Annotated in this window: 16 protein-coding genes; 12 read left to right on the forward strand and 4 right to left on the reverse strand. The window is 55.6% G+C overall.

Annotated elements, in window-relative coordinates:
• Nucleotides 1–94 precede the first annotated feature (94 nt).
• Together AB8B29_RS33815 and dinB are read left to right on the forward strand one after the other, a co-directional pair.
• On the forward strand, nt 95–766 hold the full coding sequence (locus AB8B29_RS33815; RefSeq protein WP_439007075.1) for an SOS response-associated peptidase: 672 nt from the start codon (nt 95–97) through the stop codon (nt 764–766).
• An 86-nt stretch (nt 767–852) separates the two neighbouring features.
• A complete protein-coding gene (gene dinB / locus AB8B29_RS33820; protein WP_439007076.1) occupies nt 853–1,947 on the forward strand; it encodes a DNA polymerase IV in 1,095 nt (364 codons plus the stop codon).
• 177 nt (nt 1,948–2,124) lie between these two features.
• Here dinB and AB8B29_RS33825 read toward each other — a convergent pair whose 3' ends face one another.
• Nucleotides 2,125–2,553, reverse strand: a complete 429-nt coding sequence (locus tag AB8B29_RS33825; protein WP_439007077.1) for a thermonuclease family protein — start codon at nt 2,551–2,553, stop codon at nt 2,125–2,127.
• A 263-nt stretch (nt 2,554–2,816) separates the two neighbouring features.
• Here AB8B29_RS33825 and AB8B29_RS33830 point away from each other — a divergent pair, with 263 nt between their 5' ends.
• The 10 genes from AB8B29_RS33830 (at nt 2,817) to AB8B29_RS33875 (ending at nt 17,377) form a co-directional block, all read left to right on the forward strand.
• Entirely contained in the window at nt 2,817–3,020 is a 204-nt protein-coding gene (locus AB8B29_RS33830) for a dehydrogenase (protein ID WP_439007078.1), read from the forward strand.
• A 72-nt stretch (nt 3,021–3,092) separates the two neighbouring features.
• Complete coding sequence (locus AB8B29_RS33835) at nt 3,093–3,572, forward strand: hypothetical protein (protein WP_439007079.1); 480 nt, start codon at nt 3,093–3,095, stop codon at nt 3,570–3,572.
• A gap of 234 nt (nt 3,573–3,806) precedes the next feature.
• A complete protein-coding gene (locus tag AB8B29_RS33840; RefSeq protein ID WP_439007080.1) occupies nt 3,807–4,325 on the forward strand; it encodes a hypothetical protein in 519 nt (172 codons plus the stop codon).
• 643 nt (nt 4,326–4,968) lie between these two features.
• Entirely contained in the window at nt 4,969–5,709 is a 741-nt protein-coding gene (locus AB8B29_RS33845) for a restriction endonuclease (protein WP_439007081.1), read from the forward strand.
• 33 nt (nt 5,710–5,742) lie between these two features.
• A complete protein-coding gene (locus tag AB8B29_RS33850) occupies nt 5,743–6,045 on the forward strand; it encodes a hypothetical protein (protein ID WP_439007082.1) in 303 nt (100 codons plus the stop codon).
• A 146-nt stretch (nt 6,046–6,191) separates the two neighbouring features.
• Nucleotides 6,192–10,793, forward strand: a complete 4,602-nt coding sequence (locus tag AB8B29_RS33855) for a hypothetical protein (protein WP_439007083.1) — start codon at nt 6,192–6,194, stop codon at nt 10,791–10,793.
• A 620-nt stretch (nt 10,794–11,413) separates the two neighbouring features.
• Nucleotides 11,414–13,342: a hypothetical protein gene (locus AB8B29_RS33860; protein WP_439007084.1), complete on the forward strand. Its 1,929-nt coding sequence runs from the start codon at nt 11,414–11,416 to the stop codon at nt 13,340–13,342.
• Between the two features lie 17 nt (nt 13,343–13,359).
• Entirely contained in the window at nt 13,360–13,698 is a 339-nt protein-coding gene (locus AB8B29_RS33865) for a hypothetical protein (protein ID WP_439007085.1), read from the forward strand.
• Between the two features lie 14 nt (nt 13,699–13,712).
• Entirely contained in the window at nt 13,713–16,229 is a 2,517-nt protein-coding gene (locus tag AB8B29_RS33870; protein WP_439007086.1) for an Hsp70 family protein, read from the forward strand.
• 287 nt (nt 16,230–16,516) lie between these two features.
• The gene (locus AB8B29_RS33875; protein WP_439007087.1) at nt 16,517–17,377 is read left to right on the forward strand and encodes a hypothetical protein; all 861 of its coding nucleotides are present in this window, start codon (nt 16,517–16,519) and stop codon (nt 17,375–17,377) included.
• Here AB8B29_RS33875 and AB8B29_RS33880 read toward each other — a convergent pair.
• Genes AB8B29_RS33880 through AB8B29_RS33890 form a run of 3 tightly spaced genes read right to left on the reverse strand, consistent with a single transcriptional unit; the run spans nt 17,354 to nt 20,664 of the window.
• Nucleotides 17,354–18,187, reverse strand: a complete 834-nt coding sequence (locus tag AB8B29_RS33880; RefSeq protein WP_439007088.1) for a TniQ family protein — start codon at nt 18,185–18,187, stop codon at nt 17,354–17,356. The two genes, AB8B29_RS33875 and AB8B29_RS33880, sit on opposite strands and share 24 nt — an antisense overlap.
• Nucleotides 18,147–19,070, reverse strand: coding sequence for a TniB family NTP-binding protein (locus AB8B29_RS33885; RefSeq protein ID WP_439007089.1), 924 nt, complete (start codon nt 19,068–19,070; stop codon nt 18,147–18,149). The genes AB8B29_RS33880 and AB8B29_RS33885 overlap by 41 nt, the downstream gene beginning before the upstream one ends.
• The gene (locus tag AB8B29_RS33890) at nt 19,030–20,664 is read right to left on the reverse strand and encodes a Mu transposase C-terminal domain-containing protein (RefSeq protein WP_439007090.1); all 1,635 of its coding nucleotides are present in this window, start codon (nt 20,662–20,664) and stop codon (nt 19,030–19,032) included. Before AB8B29_RS33890 ends, AB8B29_RS33885 begins: the two co-directional genes overlap by 41 nt.
• Nucleotides 20,665–20,764: the final 100 nt, after the last annotated feature.

Consider the following 20,764-nt stretch of genomic DNA (forward strand, 5'->3'; position numbering starts at 1 on the left):
TCGCACAGATCGACGGAGAATTCCGAAGGCGACGACACACCCATCCCGAAGCTGGTATGAATAGGCTGGGATGGAGAGGCAGGAGGATTGGGGCGTGTGTAATCTGTACAATGTCACGACGACACGCGACGCCGTGATGCAGTTCACCAAGGCGTTCAGCGACAAGGCCGGTTGGAACGAACCCTCGCTCGACGTCTATCCTGGCTACCAGGCGCCGATTGTCCGCGTCGGAGACGACGGGCAACGCGAGATCGCGCGTGTCACCTGGGGCATGCCATCCCCGCCAGCCTATGTGAAGAATTACGATCCGGGCGTCACCAATATCCGCAATGTCGGCTCGCCGCACTGGCGCCGCTGGCTTGGGCCGACAAGCCGCTGCGTTGTGCCGTTCACCTCCTTTGCGGAGCCGGATCCCGCGAGCAAGGTTCCCGGCGGCAGGATCCCGAATGCCTGGTTTGCCGGTAACGAGGACCGACCGTTGATGTTTTTCGCGGGCTTCTGGACGCCATGGAAGGGTATTCGGAAGGTCAGGGATGGCGAGCGTGAATATGAGCTGTTCGGGTTTCTGACGACATCGCCGAACGAGATCGTCGCTCCGATACATTTCAAGGCCATGCCGGCGATCCTGACGACGCCGGAAGAAGTCGACCTCTGGCTCACGGGATCCTGGGACGAGGTCAAGCACCTGCAGCGTCCCCTTCCCGACAACATGCTTGTTATCGTCGAACCGCCGGCTCCATCTCCGGAAGAAGGACTGCTGTTGTGACATACAGTTCGGTTCAAAGGCCGTCCTACAAAACTGCCGCGCAGGATGTCAGGCGGCCCCGGCCGTCGGCAGGGTGAGCAATCGCCATGGACACCTTCGGCACACCGCGCAAGATTCTGCATGTCGACATGGATGCGTTCTATGCCTCCGTTGAACAACGGGACAATCCCGAGCTTCGTGGGCGGCCGCTTGCCGTCGGCCATGGCGAGGCGCGCGGCGTGGTCGCGGCAGCCAGCTATGAGGCGCGGAAGTTTGGGGTGCACTCGGCCATGCCATCGGTGACAGCCAAGCGAAAATGCCCAGAGTTGATCTTCGTCAAGCCGCGCTTTGATGCCTATCGCGCAGTATCGCAGCAGATCCACGCCATCTTCGCTGAATACACGCCGCTGATTGAACCGCTATCCCTGGATGAAGCCTATCTTGATGTCACCGAGAACCTGAAGGGCATCGAGATCGCGACCGAGGTCGCCGAACAGATCCGCGCCAGGATCAAGGCCGAGACCGGACTAACGGCGTCGGCCGGCGTTTCCTACAACAAGTTTCTCGCGAAGATGGCATCGGATCAGCGCAAGCCCGACGGGCTCTTCGTCATCACCCCGAAGAACGGATCGGCCTTCGTCGAGGCGCTGCCAGTCAAGAAATTCCATGGCGTCGGGCCAGCGACAGCGGAGAAGATGCTAAGATTGGGGATCGAGACCGGTGCCGATCTCAAGGCCCGCGACCTTGCCTTCCTGCAGCAGCATTTTGGCAAATCCGGACCGTATTTCTACTGGATCGCCCGCGGTGTCGACGAGCGCGAAGTCGACCCCGACCGCATCCGCAAATCGATCGGCGCCGAAGATACATTTGTCGAGGATATCGATGATCTCGAACGCGCGACGGCGGAACTGAGGCCGCTTGCCGAGAAGGTTTGGCGCTACTGCGATGCGCAGGGCATCAGCGGCAAGACAGTGACCGTGAAAATCAAATATTCGGACTTCACCCAGGCGACGCGCAGTCGAACCGGGACCGTGCCGTTCACGAATATCGCTGATGTGTTCGAAGCTGCGTCAGGACTTCTAACAACCGTCTATCCCTTCAAACGGTCCGTGCGCTTGCTGGGTGTGACGCTATCCTCGCTGACCAATGATCAAACTGGCGACGCGACCCAGGGGCAGCCGCAACTCGACCTCGATCTGTAGCTGGGACAAGGCGCCGAATGAAAAATGCCGCCGCCGGAGGGGAGCCGAACCACGCCCTTATCATAGAGCGGCTTAGCCAGGACGCGGATCTGCGATCGGTCGGTCTCCGATAGACTATACTGGGCACTTGATTGGCACCGAAAAGCCTATGCTATTCGCTCAACATCCTCGCTAAGGCTATTCTGGACACCAAGGGCGGCGGTGGCCATCCCAACGACGAGCCACACCCTCATCAACGAGTTCAGATCCGATTGAACGATCATCGCGCATGATCAAACGCAGTTTCCGGCCATATTGGTCCTCGTCGCGATCGGCCGACACGAGGTCAAAGCTGCCGGCATTCAATAAATCCTGAAGGCGAAAGGTCGCTGCTTCGCCGAGTTGCTGCTCGTAGGGGCAGCGGCCCGGGTGAGTTTCCGGCGCATCGATATCGGCGATGCGGATTTTAACGCCGTTCATCCAGAACGTGTCGCCGTCGACAACGCAGTTGACGCGTCTGTCCTCGCCGCAAATTGTGAACCTTGGAGCTGGTACGTCCACACCGGTCGCACGCGCCTGACCAACCACAGCTAAAACCGTCGCGATACCTATCAAAATTTGCCTCATCTGCCCTCTTTACCGACACGCTTGACTCTTTTTGGAAATGAGAACATTTATAGAACAAATGTCGGGAGCTGTCATGGACAGCAACGAAAAATACTTCGTCTGTCATATCGAAAATGCCTTGGAAATCTTTTGCCAGGCAAAATGCGCCAGGCATCAAATGCAGCGAACGTCGAGGAGAGATCGCCGAACTCCTGATCGCCTGACACCTGACGACAATTTGACAATGAGAACCGCCGCGCTCCGGCGGAATGGAGACGTGCGTCGTGAATGCTGAATCTGCCGTACCCGAAGAACTGGAACCCGATCCGATCGAGGCGATCATCGCCGCGCATGACGGCGACGCGAGGGCGGCCGTCGCTGACCTCGTGCAGCGCATCCAGCACCTCCGCCGTCAGCTTTCGCTTGCCTCTGCCGTGATGAGCAAGGGCATGACGCGAGGTTGGCAACCGAGCATGGATCAGACCTGAAGGAAGCAAACGATGGGAAATGTAATCCCTTTCAGTGGGAAACCCGCAGCAGCACCGTCTCCGAAAAACGGCATGCTGACGATCAGCCAGAGCGATGCAAAGGCATTCGACGATTTTATTCGCTTCGCTGAGCGGCATTGTTACGATGAGATCGGCGTCGACAAGGTAGCTAAGTCGAGAACCCTGCGCTTGCATCTTGAGCGTATGCGCATGCTGGTCGACACGTTGATCGATTATGCCAATGAGGAGATCGACTTCTACTGGATGGGGCCGGACGAAATGCAGCTCGAAGAAGCGGACCCGCTGCTGATATCTGAGATTAGCGGCAGGTCAGGGCTTCGTTTCCACCGGGTCAGCATCTACCAGCTTCCCGATGATATCTTGTTCGGCACGCTTCAGGTCGCCGTTGATGAGAAAGCTGGCGAAACCTGCGGGTTGGTGCGCATTCGCCAATGGCCGAGCGACCTCCTCAGCGGGCCTCGATGGACGCAAAACGAGGCAAATCTCGACGAGACGATTCAAGCGTTCGTTGACGCGGCTCAAGTGGACTGATGGGTATGAGATTAAGCTCATAGACGCCTGAGAAGCCACCATTCCATTGCTCGTTTGCTGAAATCAACCGCGCTTTTAACGAGCATGAAAGGATCGGAAAAGCCGGTATATGGAACAAGGCGTGTCCGGAACTCTTGCGAAAGAAGCGGGCAAGAAGGTACAAAGTGGTTCGGAAGCGCTGCTAAGCAAGCCCGCTGCCTGAACGTTGGCGCGCAGATTTTTGGGTAGAAGCAGATGACATTTCGTAGGGCCAGTCTATTTGTCTTTTATTCGTTTGCGATGACGCTCGTATGTTCACAGGCGCCTGCGCAATCCGCGATCGAGCATCACGCTTGGCAGGATAAGCGAAAGTTTTCACCCTACAGCCGGACTGCACAAGCCATAACGGGCAGCATCAAGCTCTCGGGCAATGCGGTTTTCGCGAGTGAAGGCAGCAAAATGACAATCGAATTCGGCAATGGCAAAAGGGCTCAGTTGACTTCAGTAGGCGCATCGTGGAGGCAATGGGATTTTGCACCCGAGCAAAAGACGACCGCCGAAGTTTTCAAAATCGCTAAGGATCCGGACATACTGTTAAACGGCAATACTTTATGCGGAAATCCGAAGACTAAACCCGCCAGATATATCGTCTTTTTCGAACAGTCATCGCTTGGCGATCAATTGCTTGGCGTTGCCGTTTTTGAATCCGCCAAACCGCCGCACGATATCAACAGCGTTGGTCTCTGCGGCACTTTCAACTATTCGATTGACTAATTCCGGCTGGAAACGGAAATAACGTCGACCCTTCGGTGAGGTGCTTCACTATGACCGCTGCGCTGCGACATCTCTTCGATATGATCTTGCCAAATAATAAATTCCCGTCTTACTGCCGCCGATGAGAGCCGCCATACAACGACATCTGCTAGTCTATCGATTGGCACTCGTGGGTTTGCCGTCCCTAGGCCTGTATTTCTATCCTGATGTCTTCACGATTATACCGTTTATGCTCCTGCCGGCCATTCTGGGAGCCTTCCTTAGCCTGTCTCGGGAAAAGCATAAAAACAATACCAAGGCGAAAAGCGCAATAGACTGGTACGACGGCGTTGTTTGGATATGGAACGGTTGTCAAAAAGAGACACGGTGAAATCTCTTGGATTTTCGCTGAGCGACATGACGCCCGAAGTTGGTTCTACGCCTGGATGGGACCGGATCGGACGACTTGCAAATTCCTATTTTGATCTGGCACATCGACAACGAAGATTTGATCTGCATCCAGGGACGCGCCTTCGATGAAAAATCCTGGCCTAGTACTTATGAAAAGGAGCCCTGGTTTAAACAGCAAAACATTCGCCCCTAGGGGTTGCAAAATAACAATGACGGATCCACCATTGCGTCTATAGCAATCGGTGAACGCATAATGATCTCTAAAGATAAGTACATCGAAATCCTTGCCGCCGCCCTTCAGCGCATAACAATACCGGGCGCTGACGTGCAATGGAACGTGAAACTGGGAAATCGGCAGTTCGACGTGCTCGCCACGGTGACCGCCGGAATGCATTCCATCCTCATCGGATACGAGATCAAAGACAAGTCGCGTCCGATTTCCGTCGACGCGATCGATGCTTTCGTGACCAAAACCAGAGACGCCGGTGTGAACAAGGCTGTCTTCGTGAGCACCTCCGGCTTTCAGAGCGGGGCCATCGCCGCAGCCAAAGACCATAACATCGATCTATTTGGCATAGAGCTGATGCCGACTGGCTTGCCGGGGATCGATCAAAGTTCAACCTACCTCGTAGTAAGCAGTCCGGGAGCGCCAACCTTCGATGGGCTGGAGGTATCGGTGGCTAATGAGAATGCGCGGACCAACTGTGTCGAAAGCATAAGTGTCGCTTACAAGGACGGCAGCAACATCCAACTCCCGGATGAACAGACGCAAATGACCTATTATGTCGAGCGGAGCAAATTCCAGTCGGGACGATCGCTTGGTGATGTCATCAACGCGACAGCATCCGAACTCGTACCACTCGACCAGACCAGAGAGGAAACCATTGTTGTCGACGAACTGCTCACTCCTCCTGACGAGTATTTCATAAAGAGGGGAACGGCGAAGGAAATCCGGCTCTCTATAAAGGGAATAACCGCAAAAATACTCTCGTAAAACGCGCAATTCGAACTCACCAGCATGAGTACAATGGTGCGATATACCAATCTCGCTTCTGGAGTTTCCACCGAAGTGCCAGCCAAATCGTTGCCAGTCGGCGAAACAAGTTTTACGCAGGGAGAATTCTACTTCTTGTACGAACCGCTGAGATACTTTTATTGCGATCGCGTGGATGGCGACACCGCGCATATCTATCTCGTAGAGAGCTTCCAATCAGGACAGCTCGTCCAGGGATTGTTCACCCAATCGAACAGCTACAGCCCTTTTTATATGGAATTGAGAGACCGCAAGACCAAAGAGCGGCTTACCGATCGCCTTCGCAAGCTTAGATGATGACTTAGCTATATAAAATCGGCGGAGCGCAGATAGACTTTGTTATCGCCGGCCAACAGGCAGATCTTATGCGACGAGTTCTATCCGAAAATCAGCATAGGCGGCGAACAAAAAACATTGCCATAACCTCACTAGGTGAGTCGTAGATGATCGCTCTCGAACAGGCCCATTCCGATAACTTAAGAGCCGGGCTTTTGAAGTTAGACCATTCAGGTCCAACCGGTTTTGAAGGGCTCGTGGCCGTTTTGCTGACGAATTTGCTTGGTCAACCTTTTCGGCTAGCGAGGGCTGGAAGTCAACGCGGCCGCGACGGCGATTCCGCGTTTGACGCAGGAGAAACCTATTTCGAAGCGAAACGCTATGAAAACGCAGTGCCTCCCAACGAGGTAAAAAGCAAGCTCATTGACCTGATGAACGATGATACGGGCCAGCTGGATCTATGGGTTCTAGGCGCCACAACGGAAATCGGCGCCCAAACAGCACGTGACGTGAGAGCTGCTGGATCCAAGATCGGGATCTCCGTAGTCATCCTGGATTGGTCGAATACGAGTTTTGGTTCTCTGATAACGGCAATCGCCGCTACTGCGGAAAGGGCGAAGGAATTCATCTCCGAGAACCTAAAGACAGAAGATCAGCACCTCGCAGGCCCCGCATCAACGGCTATCGACTATTTCGCGTCCCACAGTGAACTGGACCAACTTAGAACCGCTTTGCTGAGCGAACTGTCGTCTGGCACAAGCGGCTTGCAGCATGTCAAACGGCAGAACGAAGACTGGATGAGACGGAGAATGGGCAGCAAACGGTTGGCCCGTGCCGCGTTTGGCCAACAACTAGCCCCGCTGGCCGACGCTGGGACATTGTCGTTCGCTCGAGCCGACGAGGTTATTCTTAGAGATGCTTTCGCCGGTCCTCCCCGTGACGAACTCTTCATAGTCGCCGGACGCGAGGGTGTCGGCAAATCCTGGCTCGTGGCACGAGCGTGGTTGCAAAGTAATCCGCGTCCGCTTTTGGTGATTTGCCAAGCCGCGGAGCTTCTAGCAAACGGCGGGGACTTCGATCGGTTCCTAGTAGAGAAACTGATTGCGCAAACAGGTGAGCAACCGGCCGAAGACGTCGTCAAAAGATGGCAGAGACGCGTGCGGGGATGGCGGGAGAACTCTCAACCCGGACATGTCCGTCTCGCGTTTGTTATTGATGGACTAAACGAAACCGGCGCCGCTGAATGGGGGGCACTCATCGATCAAGCGGCGCACGTACTTTCAGAAATCGGGGGAACCCTGATAGTTACCACCAGAACCGATCACTGGAGAGATGTATCGAGTGCGGTGCTGACACCAGCCCGCATGATCGAGTTAGACGCTTGGTCACAAGACGAAGTAAGTTCAATCTTGAGAAGCCGCAGCATCGAGATCGCTGGCTTAGATTCCGATCTCTTAAGGTCGCTGCGAAACCCCCGGATACTCGGTATCGCGATAGACCTGCTGGAGGCAAACGAGATCCAGCTGATGGGCGAGCTCAGCGTAGGTCGTCTAATGTTCGAGCATGCACGGAAGGCTGCTAGTAATGGTGCAGCTCTGCTCTCGCCACCGCAATTTGCAGTCTTGCTCGCGAAACTCGGGCGCACTTACCTCGACCGAAGGCAGAGCCAACAAACGGACGATCTTCTGCTGTTCGACGCTAACGCCGATAGAGACCTCGCCTCGGTTGCCTCAAGCCAGTTCTTCATCGCAGCCCCGGGAAACTCGGATCTCTACGCGATTCGACCCGACGGCCTCATTCTCTCACTAGCCCTGTGGCTAAATGAAACCCTAGAACGCGAGCGCAGGAACAGCCGAAAGCCGATAGATGAACTGGACCGGATCATTGAGCCAATCAGCGCTCTGGATGAAACGGGATCCACTGTGATGCTCGCGGCGCAAGTCGCGTGCCTAGACTCCCGGACCCATCGAGACGTCCAATCAGCGCTCGTTGAGCGTTTCACGGGGCTTCAAAACGTCCCTCAGAATGCAGAGCAGGTTTTCTCCGCGCTGGCTAGGAGCGCTCCAGAAGCATTCCTGGCTGCGGCGGAACATGCGTACACAGCACCGGTCAATCCTCGCAACGTTGACTGGCTCATCAATGCACTCATTGTGCAACGCCAGGACGCGAAGGTCTGGTCTAGTATCTCGAAATGGGCGCAACGCTGGCTTCAGATCTATTCGCTCGCACCCGAGAGGATGATGTTTCGATCCACAAACCGGGACACCCCCGCCGAAGTGGGGAAAGAACGCACTCGCAGGACAAGCGAGATGGCTGCACGATTAAGGTCTATGACGGAATGCGAGAAAACCTTTGTTGCCGACCGATTAGTCGAATTCGATCGATACGAGTACGACCGATTGCATCACGCGACCTTCCTTCTTTTGGCGGGAAAGCCGCTTACCGAATTTGCTCCGTCATTTGTAGCTTGGTGCGTAGCTGATTCACTTGCACCATCGATACATGCCGCCGACAAACAATTCCTGCAACTGATCCGATTCAACCTTGTCGATTGGAAGGAAACGCGAGAGGCGCTCCTCGCTGGAATAGCAGATTTTACCTCGGACGCGACATCGAATGTCGGCAAGTGGGCGCGCGTCGAATGCCTGCGTGCGACAGGTGATATCCAGGACGCCGCAGACGCAGAAGAACTCGCCGAGTGGCTAACGCGTGATCGCGGCAACTTTCCTGGTTGGTCTCTTCTCGAGAAATACTGCCCTGTGGATCCTTGCGATCCGGCCTCGGTCAAACCGAAGGAAATCGACGAGACTGCCGAACAATACCGGGCCATAAACCCTGGCAAACTGGCGTGCGATATGGGGCAAGGCGTTGAAGACCGCTTCTTCAACATGGCGCGTGCCGGAGTTACGAGGTTTCGTGGGGAAGTAGCGCTCGGTACACACCGCGCACTAGCTGATCATGTGCTGACGCGGCAAGATTTCGAGCGCCGTCAAGGCATGGTCGCGCTCTTGGAGCATAGCTCCGCGTTGAATAGGAAACAGGCCGGCGTCCTCCTCTCCTACGGGCAATCGAGTTCTGCGTCGGTCAAGGGAGAGAGACAGGAGCGCGACGCTTGGATAACCGCCCAGTATTCATTGCTGGCGGCTATCTCGCACCTTACGCCTGATGAACAGCTCGAGACGATGGTTGCGGTAAGGACTGACACTATCTTCCTTGACGTGGTTGATGCGATGCGGCCCGCTTCCCCTGCAAAGGTAGATGAGGTTCTTGATCGGGTTTTAAAGGGAGGTGACCCGATCGCCCAATCAAATGTGCTGGCTGCTTTGCAGCACACCCGCCCTCGGCTGTCGGTGCGCGCGAAACAGATAATTACGCAACTAATTGGTAGTCCGGAAACTGTTGCGCGGGCGCAGGCCATGAAAATCGCAGCAAACGAGAAAGATTCGGAGTTGCTGAGGGCCGTTGTCGATAGTGGGTGGGACGCTCGTGCTTGCAAGAACAAGTTTGAGCAGTGGTATGGGTCTTCAGCGATACTTGAGGCAGCCTGTGCGGGGCTTCTAACTGTTGATATGGCTTTAGACCGAATAGCTTTCGCTCAGTATGGATTTGCGGCAGAGAAAATGGGACTGCACGGTTCTGCAGAAGTAGCGTCCCGTGTAACCGCAGCGCTGATGCGAGCAATTGGAGCGAAAATAACCGCGCAGCCCCCAGACATAGCGATTTCGGCAACGTCATTTACCGGCGCGAAACCGCCGATGGTGTCGTTGCATGCGAGGCAATCTGATAAGCGACAAAAGGGAGTTGAAGAACAGTTCGATGATCTGAAGGAAACGTTCGACGATCGACAAAAGAGGATTGGCAACGCATTCGATCGCTTCTCTGCCGAGCTTGATGCGGCCGGCGCCAATCTCATCTTGGCAGACATGACTCTGGAGGGCATCGAAGCTCTCGTGGAAGCTGCTCCTTCAGACGCGCAGGATTGGCTTGCTGCTCTAGTTGGTGCGCCGGATCACGTCGTCAGACACCACCATCATTTCGCGAGCGAGCTCAGCGTTGTTTTTACCAGACGCGGATCTGAGTTAGCGATGAATTTTCTCCCGAGGCTGATGGAGCTGAAGCCGACCGTTAGGATGGTGCACGGTTTGGCCGAAATACCAGCAATCGCTACCCTCCTCTGGAAGAACGCCGACAACGAGATAATCCGATCGATTTGTAAGAAGAGACTCCGAGCGTGCAATACTGATTCCGACCTTGCCGCTGAAGTGCTTGCCGCTTTCGCTAGCGGCCAGCAAGCGACTGTGACACACGTTATAGAAGAGTTGCTTTCTACAGGACAGCCCGTCAACGTTTGCAGAGCCCTTATGATTTCCGGCTACGCCGACGTAAATCCGCACTCCGAGCAAGTTCTCGCTCGCTTCTCTAGTACCTTTGGCTACGTCGGCATGGCGGCCAGAGCCGCCCGGGAGGCGTACAATCGCAATGTCTGGGCACGCGAATGGTATAGACAGATGTCTATCGCGTCTACACCGGCTTCGTTTTGGCAGGCGTCAGTACTGTTCACAAAGATCGTTGATGGCCGCTTGAGTGTTTGGGAATCCGGAGAGCGGGCTCCCAGCGAGGTGTTCCTGTCTTTCTTCCCGACAGTGAAAAGGGAACTGAAGAGTCGCATTGAAAAGTGGGAATCGAAGCGGGCAAAGCTGCTGTTCGGAGAAGAAATTCCTGATGAGATGTTCTTGAAAACACCGGCTGCCGGAATTTACTCCGCATAGACGTTGGCATTGCCGAACGCCGATTTCGACCAAGCCCCTTCGCGCCGATCAGTGAACTGGGCCTCGCGGCTGTTGGCTATAGGTGCGAGGCGGGTAACCTTTCTGGAGGGTATGTGGCAAGAGATGGCTTCGGTTTAAACAGCGAATGCCCTGACGCCCGTGACTGCCGAAAATGTGCTCGCAATCCCGGACGACGGATCGGTCGATACTGGCGACGAAATGGCGGAGTCGCGTACGCAACGTCGCACAACGAGCTCGAAGTTTCGTGCTCAATTGGGATCGGCGTTGCGAAAACTCCCCGGCCCTCGTCGTAACTGTCCGCAAAGCGATGATCATCGACCGTTGGAACCCAACAATCCGTGCGCTACCCTGGAGTAGTTACCGGTTTCCGATCGGTTGCTGACGATAGTTCAGGCCAGAATGCGAACGCCCGTTTTGCCACAGTCGCCCCAATACCTGCTCCCCTGCAGACCATTTCTTTTGACGAAAGCAAAAGAAGGCATAGGGATGACTCTAAATCGTATTTCGGAAAGTTGTATTCCATGCGAGGTTGTGCTCAAAACTATTAACGTGATCAGGGAGGCCGTTAAGGTATAGAAGTGCATAGCGAAGAACTTTCCTTGGCATCCAACGCATTCTATGTACTTGGAGCATCTTACAACTCGACCGCGACCGAGATTGCGGATCTTGTCGATGATGCGGAATTCTCGTCGTTGTTTTCCGAAGCAGACCTGCAAAAGGCGAAGCAGACACTGCTTACTCCACGGCTCCGACTATCTGCAGAAATATCTTGGCTCCCAGAACTCAGCGATGCGCAGATCGCAAGGGTTTTAGCTGAGCGGATCAAGCTCACAGACGATACCGTGCTCGCTGCCGTCGAAACCCTACCCGAACTTGCCAAAGTCAATTTGATAGCGGACGTTTCAACGCGCGCGTCTCTCGACGAAGACACGGTTTCACGCTTTCTTGCTGCATGGGAATGGATCGCTCCCGACGAGGTCTTAGCCTTCTTGAAGGTCGGGCGGCGTTCCGCTGGACTTCCTGAACCCGATGCCAAGCTCCTGCAGACGTCGCTGCAAGATCTGAAGGCGCGACATGCCCGAGTGATCGTCGACAGCATTCTTCGCGGGACGGATCCCACATCGGTCATGAGCAATGTCGTTAACAGCGAGGTCGCGGACGGCTCTCCCTCGGCGTTGCTTCCGACGATGGTGAAGGAATACGAGAGACGAAACGAACGGAGCCTGTCGACGGCCGCTGATGGGATCAAGGAAACTATCGAAAAGTCGAAATCCGGCGGCCTAGAACTGCCGGACGCACTGAAGCTCATTTCGAACACGCTACGGGACTGGAGCACGTTCGCTCGGCCCGTCGCCGGCTTTTATCGCTGGCGGGGGTATTCGGAACCCCGCACCAAGGCGCTTTACTACGAGATCAGGGCATTCCTTCTTGATCTCGTGAACAACGATGGCAAGCTCGAAGAGGCCAAAAACCTCATCCTGTGGAGCGGAACCTACCTTGCGCTTACAGAAGATCTCAAAAAGGTCTCGGACAAGGATCTCGCTGACGTCGAAGAACTCATTGCGGACAGGCGTCGGGCGGAACTCTTCGAACCGCTCTTCAAAGCCGGCGAGACGGCAAAGTCCGGGTACCGAGAATTCGCCAAGGTCGCGAGAAAGAAGCCTATCGACCCATCGGCGCCTGCTCCGGTCGGATCGTTCATGTCTGCCCTGAAAACTTATCTGGTCGACGGTGATCCTGAACTTGCAGCCGTGGTCGCAAGGGATTTGTCACTCTGCTTCAATAACGATCACAATGACCCCGCGCTCGCCTACAAGGTCCTGCACGCGGCAACGATACTGCTGAAGAGCCACACCGTCTCTGAAGAGACCAAGGCAAGGTACCGTGAAGACTCCGAGACGCTCTACCGGAACTGGAAACTCCCAGAATTAGAGAAGCAAAAAGGTAATCTGTCTGGGATGACAACCCTGGTGGAGCAGGCGATGGCCGATGCGCCGCCCGGTATCAAGGGGGAGTTTGCGGAGTTGCACGCCGTGCTCATGAAGAAGCGGAAAGAGAGCCGGGCAAAGCTTATCGGTTGGGGCGTCGTCGCTGCCATCATTGGTGGAATAGTGGTCTTCAACTCGAACAAGCCGTCGACCTCAAACTATTCCCCTTCCCATTCGTCATCATCGAACACTTCAAACGGTTCATACAAACCGTCCACGTCGAACTACTCCACCTCCGACACCCCATCATCATCTGTAGGTGCTTTCGAAGCCAAACCCTCGGTCGGAACCGGCAGATCGCTAAATCGCTCCGAGCTGCGCTATTGCATCTTCCAGGGTAAGCGGCTCGATCTGCTCCGCGGCATGACCTTCACCAACACTGCCGTGGACAGTTTCAATACTATGGTCTCGGACTTCAACAGCCGATGCGCCAATTTCCGATACGGACAGAGCGACATGACGCAGGTTGAAGGTGAGGCTTCCACAAGAAGTTCCCAGTTCTTCAATGACGCGTCGGCTATTGCAAAGGACTGGAAATGAACGAGCAACCCGACGAATTGGGCATCGTCGCCAAATTATGTGTCGAACAATGGAAGCTCCTGCAGCGGTTCTCCAAGGCGATCGAGCTTGTGCCAGACGCGGATCGAAGCCGACTAGCAGCGCAGATCCGATATTCGGAGCTTCAACTTCAGTCGCTCGCATCGGAAGCCGGGCTGAAGCTCGTGACATTTGATGGTGAGTCGTTTGGCGCGGGCGTCCCTGCGACAGCAGACAATCTCGAGGATTTTTCTGAAGAAGAGGGGCTGATCGTCGAAAAGACAATCGAACCGGCAGTCGTTCGCGACATGCGCGTAATCCAACCCGGCCGTGTATTGCTGACCACCCAAAACCAATAGCAAGGGATCTCATCATGTATCTTGGAATTGATCTCGGCACTTCGAATTCCGCCGTCGTCGGCTACATCGACGGACAACTCCGGCTCTTCAAGACGTCAGATGGGAGCGACGTGCTGCCCAGCGTCATATATGTCGACCGTCGAGGCCACCGCTTCGTCGGAAAGAGCGCATACGACCGCACAGTGACGTCGCCCCAAAGCGTGGCGTCCGGCTTCAAGCGCCTGATGGGCACCCGCAGTCCCGTCCGTATCAACAACGAGGAGTGGACGCCCGAAGACTGCAGCGCGGAGGTGATCCGGACTCTCATTTCGCAGGCAAATACGGAGTCCGGCGAAAAAAACATCGAAGGAGTGGTCATCACCATCCCTGCTGCTTTTAATCAAATGCAATCTGAGGCGACTGTAAAGTCGGCTCGCGCTGCGGGCCTCGACAAGGTTAGCCTGATTCAGGAACCGGTCGCCGCGGCGATCGCCGCAATCGCGAAATCCTCGGTCAAGGATGGCGTCTTCCTTATCTACGATCTGGGGGGCGGCACCTTCGACGTGGCGCTTGTCATCAGCACCGCCGGATCGGTGAATGTCATCGCACATGAAGGTATCAACATGCTCGGCGGTCGCGATTTCGACAGACGCATCTTCGACAGCATTGTGCGTCCGTGGCTGGTGTCGAACTTTAACCTCCCGGAGCATTTTCAGAAGGATCCGGCATATCGCCATCTGACCACGATATCGCACCATGCCATTGAGCGGGCGAAGATCCAGCTTTCTGCATCGAATTCGGCGTCGATCTTTGCCAGCGAGGACGACGTGCGGATGAAGGATCTTGACGGAAATGAGATTTATCTGGGGATCGACACGACCCGCGACACCGTTACCACCATCATTCAGGATCGCGTTTTGGACACTGTCGCACTTTGTCGGAAGGTGATAGCCGACAATGGATATCGAGCCGAAGACATCAGCAAGATAGTTCCGATCGGCGGTCCGTCAAAGATGCCGTTGATCAGGGAGCTGCTGCAGAGCGAACTGGCTATCGAAGTCGAGCAGACCCTTGATCCGATGACCGCCGTGGCTATGGGGGCTGCGATTTTCGCCGAAAGCCGCGTTTGGGAAGACACACATTCAACGCGCAAGACCTCGCGCTCACGAGAAGAGGTTCGCGGCAACATCAATCTCGTATTCGACTATCCAGCCCGTGTGACATCCGGGTCCGCGCGGTTGAGCGTCAAATCCGACGACGGCAATATGGGCAAGCACTGGATCGAAGTTGTTGATGAGAACGGCACGACGACCGGACGGTCCGCGATCGATGGCCCGCTTCGCATCCCATTAGCCTTGCGGCACGACGGAGATAACAGGTTCAAGATCACAGTGTCTGGAGAGGATGGCTTCGCTATTCCCGATCTTTCCCGCGAGATCGTGATTACCCGCGCGCCCGCAAGCGCGGCAAGCATTCCGATGACCTACACGCTGGCGGTCAAGACGCAAGTTGGCACCGTTGGATACGAGCGAAACAAACTGACCCCTCTCGTCGTAAAAGGAACAGCGCTTCCCGCCGAAGGACGCCAGCCATTCCGCTCGGGAAAGACGCTACGCGGAGGCACGGCAGACACACTGAACTTTGAATTCTTCGATATGGCGACCGGTGTCGATGATCCCGAGAAGAGCCTCCACATCGGTGACTTCAGGCTCAATGCCGAAACCGATCTGACTCGTGGGGAAAGGATCTCGCGCGGATCTGATCTTATCGTTCACTGGCGCATGAGCGACAATGGCACGCTCAGCTTTACGGTCGAGAGCCCTGAAATCGGGCGTGTGATCGATGCCCCCGCGCTCTACTTCGTGGAAGGAGGACACATCAACTTCGAGGGGGAACAGGGGTCGCAAGTGGCCTCGTCTTTGCTTGCGCGCGCCGAAGAGGAATTGCGTGAGTTGGGCGACGTACTGCCGCATCTTACGTCGGATACGACCCCCCTGCGCAATCGAATAGAAGACCAGCATGCCGCACTCTCCTCCTCGGTCGATGCCGACACGCACAGGTCAGTGACGGAAGAGGCGCGCAAGATCCGCCAGGAAGTCGCTCTCCTGAAGATCAGCCCGGAGAACGTCGAGCAGGTTGTCACGCGCGAAGTCGCGAGCGCTGAAGTCGACTTCGACGAAGTGCGGAATATCGCTGATGAGGCAGACATCGATCGGCATGATCGTCTGGTCGCCACGGCAAGGCGCACCGTCAGAGAAAGCGACTTCGATTCGGCGCGATACGCTCTCGACGAAATGCGGTCCATCCGCTTCAAAATCGTTTCGAGCCAGCCGGAATTCCTTGTCGGGCTGTTCTACGAGATTGCCGAAGAGGCTTACCTCGCCATTGATCATGACCTCCACGCTAAGTTTGTCGCCGCGGGAGGAGCCAGCATCACGGCCGGGGATCTGGACGGCTTGCGCGCGGCGATCAGGGGCATCCTGAACAATAGGGTATCAATGGAAGTAAGTGGGGCAAAGATTGTGGAACTCGCCCACCTTCTCGGTTCGTGATTTTCATTTGGACAAAGCGATGACTATCCTGCGACGCATTCTTAGGTTCGTCGCAGTCGTAACGTGAAAACCGGGCATTCCGAAATGATCAGTGGCCGGCGCCACTTACAACCAATTGGCCGGCGTTGCTATCAGCTTACCCTACGCTGTCGGGGATTAAAAACAATGAATAATAGCTTCGTAGAGATGTACTTTGGGTTGCATGCGCCGCAGCTACCGTTATGACTATTATTTCGAGATAAATATTAATTTGCTACGAGCATAAGGCCAAAATACGGGTGTCTTTGATGTCGTTACAGAGTGCCGTGAAGGATCTGCCATCAGCCAGAATTCTACTGGCACAAGAATTCGAGAATGGCCCGAAAATCGACCCGCTAAAGATCATCCAGATTTATGACGACGGTGAGTGGGAGACATTCATCGACGAATGGGTCCACTCGCTCACGTCCACGTATGCGAGCGTGATGCGACCTACCGGAGCCGGCGATAAGGGTATAGATATTGCAGGCTTCTGCGATACGGATCAACTAGTCGGCACGTGGGATAATCACCAGTGCAAGCACTACAATGCCCCTTTGAGTTTTGGGGTCATAGCCCCAGAAATCGGAAAGATGCTCTGGTACTCCTACTCAGGTGAGTACAAAGCACCGAGAGCGTGCCGTTTTATCGCGCCCAAAGGTGCCTCGACATCGCTGTCCCTGCTACTGACTAATGCAGACAAGCTGAAAAAAAAGATCCTCGAAGACTGGGACAAAAGCATTTCCACCAAAATCACGTCAACCAGCCCAATACGGCTCGATGGGAAATTTCTGGAGTACATAGAAAACTTCGACTTCCGCATCTTCTCATCTGTAGCGCCACGATCGATAATCGAAGCTCATCGCAAGACACCTTATCATCTTGGTCGATTTGGAGGCGGATTACCGTCCCGGCCGCATCCAGCAGCTGTTCCAGCCGAGATCGAAACGACGGAGGCGACCTATACGTGCAAGCTGCTTGACGCATATGGCGAGCACAAGGGCGAAACCGTTGGAGCTGTCGCTGTCGCTTTGCCTTTAATTCCGAGATTTTTTGCGTTGTGTGTCGACAGGCGCCACTTTTTGCCCTTAAATACGAGACGACGATCAGCTTCGTTCGATAGTATTTGATGTTGAGGCGCGACGTCGGTTCTCAATCTGGCGACCGATCCGCTCGACGGTTAGGAGCAAGCGGTCGTCCTTTTGATAACTCCGTAGCAAGGCGACTGTGGCGAAGTCATCGATACCAGTGGCAAACAACGCCGCTTTGAGTAGCGGACGCTTCTGGGCAACTGCAATCGCGGCGAGACAGAAGAAGCGGATGTCCGGATCGAAACTCTGCAGTGCCGAAGCAGGATCTCCGCGGACATTCTTTAGTGCCATCGTAAAGGTGACGCTCCGCATTATCCGTCGGATTTGGCGGATGCTGTTCTGCATTACCGCTTGCTCAAGCAGAACCGACCCAGTCCGCGCGCGCTGAAGCAATTTTTGAGACAGGACGGCCTTACCCAACTTGGGTAACGTCGGCGTGAGCATCGCCCCACAGATTTCACAGTCGAATGCCCAAGCTCGCCGCCAATGCTTGAGTGCGAGGCTGCGCATCGTACAGTTCGGACAGGCTTGGAATGGAAAAAGCGCGGTCAGCGCAGCTTCGGTATCGTTCAATGCCGGAAAGGTCAGGGACTGGACAAGTTCAGGAGTAACCCTCGCGGCTAAGGCGATCTTTTCGACTGTGCCTGCTTCGAGCCCGAAATCGAGGGAAACCGCATAGCGATAATCCAGGCCAACGTGCGCCAGAAGATCGACCAAATCGCAGTAGTTGGCAGTTGCAAGCCGTCTAAGCCAGCCAGAAAGCAACTCATCTTGGGTAGGCATGACAGTTTTTGGCAGCGGGCGCAGTTTACGGGCCTGCCTGCTCCAGCCGCCGTTGCGCAGGCGCATGACGCGACCAGACGGGAGACCACGTGGCGATCGCGCCATCGGTGATGCATTCTTCGCCCGAGCAGATGGCATCGATGGAAAGATCCTTGACCAAAGAGAAGATGCGCGATGTTACTCCACCGGACAGCGCCAATATCTGCTTGAGGGATTTAATTTTCAGATTGGATTTCTTCGCGAGTGGCATCGCCGCGATAAGCGTCTGGATCATATCCGAGAATTCGGCGTCGTCACGCCAGTTTGGCAAGTGATGCTCATCGAGACGCCGGGCCAACTGAACATCGCCGCGGATGGCATCGACTGCCTCGCTAACCCCGAAACAGACCAGCGAGGCCTCCAGTTCATTGCTGAGGTAACGCAGAACATTGAGGAAACGGCGTTGTTCGCGATGTGTACCCGCCAATAGATTGTGGACTTCGTCGACCATGATCATCCGCAAACCGAGGTCGCGCAGCAGGGCAATGACACGGACCTCGAGAGCGGCGACACTCTGCGCGCGTATGCCCAACGCCGTGGCCGGTGCACCGACGGCAGCGAGGATGTGCAGATAGAATCGCCGCTCGTCAGGAGCCGGCGGCGCCTGCAACAGCAGAAGCGGTGTACGGGTTATGCCTGCGGTCGCATCATATTCCGGGGCGTATCTGCGCGTGAGATTTCGGGCGATCATCGTCTTGCCGATACCCGAGGCGCCGTGGACGAGAAGACCTGGCATGCGTGTCTGCCTCGGCGCTTCGAGAAGAAACTGCAATCTGTCCAAGACACTTTCCGCGCGTGGAAATCCGATCCAGATGTCCGATTGAATGAGGGCGATGCGACCGTCTTCACCTGATCCTTCAGCTCTCACGTCACCATCTCTCCACCTTGAACAGCGGCCGCGACGTATCACCCGTGTCTACGGGGCGCAGCCCCTGGGATGATCCATCAGTCTGCACTGCTTCCTTCAATTGATCTTGTCTTTCGCGGGACCGGCGCTCCGCCTTGGTCCGCACGCGGCTTTCATCCGCGATCTGGCGTTGCTGATGGATCAACTGGGCAAGCACTACCTCATTTGATCCTTTCCTGCCCAAAGCACGGCCCTTCTGCATGGCCTCGCGATATTCCCGCAGCGACACCGGTGGGGTTTCCAGGTTGCGGTACCGCGCTTCGATACAACGTCCGCCTTCCAGTTCGACCCAGATCGACGAAAGATCGCGGGGGTCGTACCGCACGATCACTTTCCCATCTTTACGACCAATGTGCCCTGCCAAGACATCCGACCAATAGCGGATACCGAACAGATGGATACCGTCTCGCCTAACCTGGCGCTGTTCGCTTGGCAGGAAGCTCACCTTAAACGCATCCATGTCGAAGGGAATATCGCTCGACATCTGCGCGGCCAAAGCCTCCCATTTGGCGACGGGCGTACAACTGAGACTGGAGTGAATGCTGTTGTTGTAGCGGCAGATTTCCAAGGCGAACCAGCTATCGAATTCGCTCAGCGTCATTGCCGCTTTGACTTCGGCCTTATAACTGCCCTTGGCGGCAACGGACGATTGCGTGGTTCCAGGCAATAGATGGACAGCTCCCATCATCGTGCCAATTAGCCGCTCGATGTGCCCGCCGAAGTGGGGGCTCCCTTGAGGCCTGTAGACAAGCTCAATTCCCCACTCCAGACACGCCGCCTGAAACGCCTTGGATCGGAAATCACGGCCGTTGTCTACGTGGATGCTGCGCGGTTTACCCTGTGCAGGCCAAGGCGCATTGCAGCCGATCTCGGAGAGTAACTCTGCCTTCGGCGCCACCGCACGGGTAAGGCAAAGTGCCACCGAAAGGCGCGAAGGCGCATCGAAGCTGACGTAGTAGCCGTTGACGATCCGCGTTGCGATGTCGATCGCAAGCGTCACCCAAGGACGCCCGATGGGTGTGCGTTCAAAACTGTCGACAAGGATGATGTCTGCAGGCGTATGGTCGATCTGAATGACATCCAGAGGTAACTCGGCCCTGTTTTTACCTGTTACCGGCGCAAACCTTTGACGTGCTACCTTTGCGCCCTCTCTTGCCTTCATGACTTCACGCTCATCCATCGCATCAAGACGTCGCTGAATCGTTCGCCGCGTCGGCGCTTGCAGCCCGAGTTCACCACAGGCCATCCTGATCTCCGACACCACACGCGACAAGCTCGCGCGTTCCCGCCGCAAGTAGTAGCGACAAAGATACTCTTTGATGAGCGTCTCGACCTCGCTAGATATCACCGTTACGCCTGTACGGCGGCCACGCTTCTGCGGCACCAGCGCACTGGTCCGCCCGCCGTCCTCGGCAAGGCGCCATATCCAACGCCAAACCGTTGCCCTGCTTACGCCCAACTCCCAAACTGCATCATGAATGCCGCTTTCCAAACTGCCCTTGCCAGAAAGATAATCCTGAACAAGTGGTCGCAAGACCGCCGCTCTCCGCGTGGCTTCAGCACCGATGGTCCCGGCGCGGTCCTCTTCCCTATCCATAGCAGCCAACCGCCCGCCCCTGTGAACCCTGTCTCAATTTTAGGGGCAAAATCTCGAATTTAAAGGCAAAATATCAGATTTAGGGACAAAGAAGCGCCTT

It is taken from the genome of Rhizobium sp. 11_C7_N12_5, assembly GCF_051811145.1.
GTDB classification, from domain to species: domain Bacteria; phylum Pseudomonadota; class Alphaproteobacteria; order Rhizobiales; family Rhizobiaceae; genus Rhizobium; species Rhizobium lusitanum.

What these genes read in the sequence shown, in the direction of transcription:
- AB8B29_RS33835 (WP_439007079.1), top strand. Translation starts at nt 3,093, where the DNA reads ATGCTGACGATCAGCCAGAGCGATGCAAAGGCATTCGACGATTTTATT.
- AB8B29_RS33855 (WP_439007083.1), top strand. Translation starts at nt 6,192, where the DNA reads ATGATCGCTCTCGAACAGGCCCATTCCGATAACTTAAGAGCCGGGCTT.
- AB8B29_RS33845 (WP_439007081.1), top strand. Translation starts at nt 4,969, where the DNA reads ATGATCTCTAAAGATAAGTACATCGAAATCCTTGCCGCCGCCCTTCAG.
- dinB (WP_439007076.1), top strand. Translation starts at nt 853, where the DNA reads ATGGACACCTTCGGCACACCGCGCAAGATTCTGCATGTCGACATGGAT.
- AB8B29_RS33840 (WP_439007080.1), top strand. Translation starts at nt 3,807, where the DNA reads ATGACATTTCGTAGGGCCAGTCTATTTGTCTTTTATTCGTTTGCGATG.
- AB8B29_RS33890 (WP_439007090.1), bottom strand. Translation starts at nt 20,664, where the DNA reads ATGGATAGGGAAGAGGACCGCGCCGGGACCATCGGTGCTGAAGCCACG.
- AB8B29_RS33880 (WP_439007088.1), bottom strand. Translation starts at nt 18,187, where the DNA reads ATGCGCCTGCGCAACGGCGGCTGGAGCAGGCAGGCCCGTAAACTGCGC.
- AB8B29_RS33875 (WP_439007087.1), top strand. Translation starts at nt 16,517, where the DNA reads ATGTCGTTACAGAGTGCCGTGAAGGATCTGCCATCAGCCAGAATTCTA.
- AB8B29_RS33850 (WP_439007082.1), top strand. Translation starts at nt 5,743, where the DNA reads ATGGTGCGATATACCAATCTCGCTTCTGGAGTTTCCACCGAAGTGCCA.
- AB8B29_RS33870 (WP_439007086.1), top strand. Translation starts at nt 13,713, where the DNA reads ATGTATCTTGGAATTGATCTCGGCACTTCGAATTCCGCCGTCGTCGGC.
- AB8B29_RS33825 (WP_439007077.1), bottom strand. Translation starts at nt 2,553, where the DNA reads ATGAGGCAAATTTTGATAGGTATCGCGACGGTTTTAGCTGTGGTTGGT.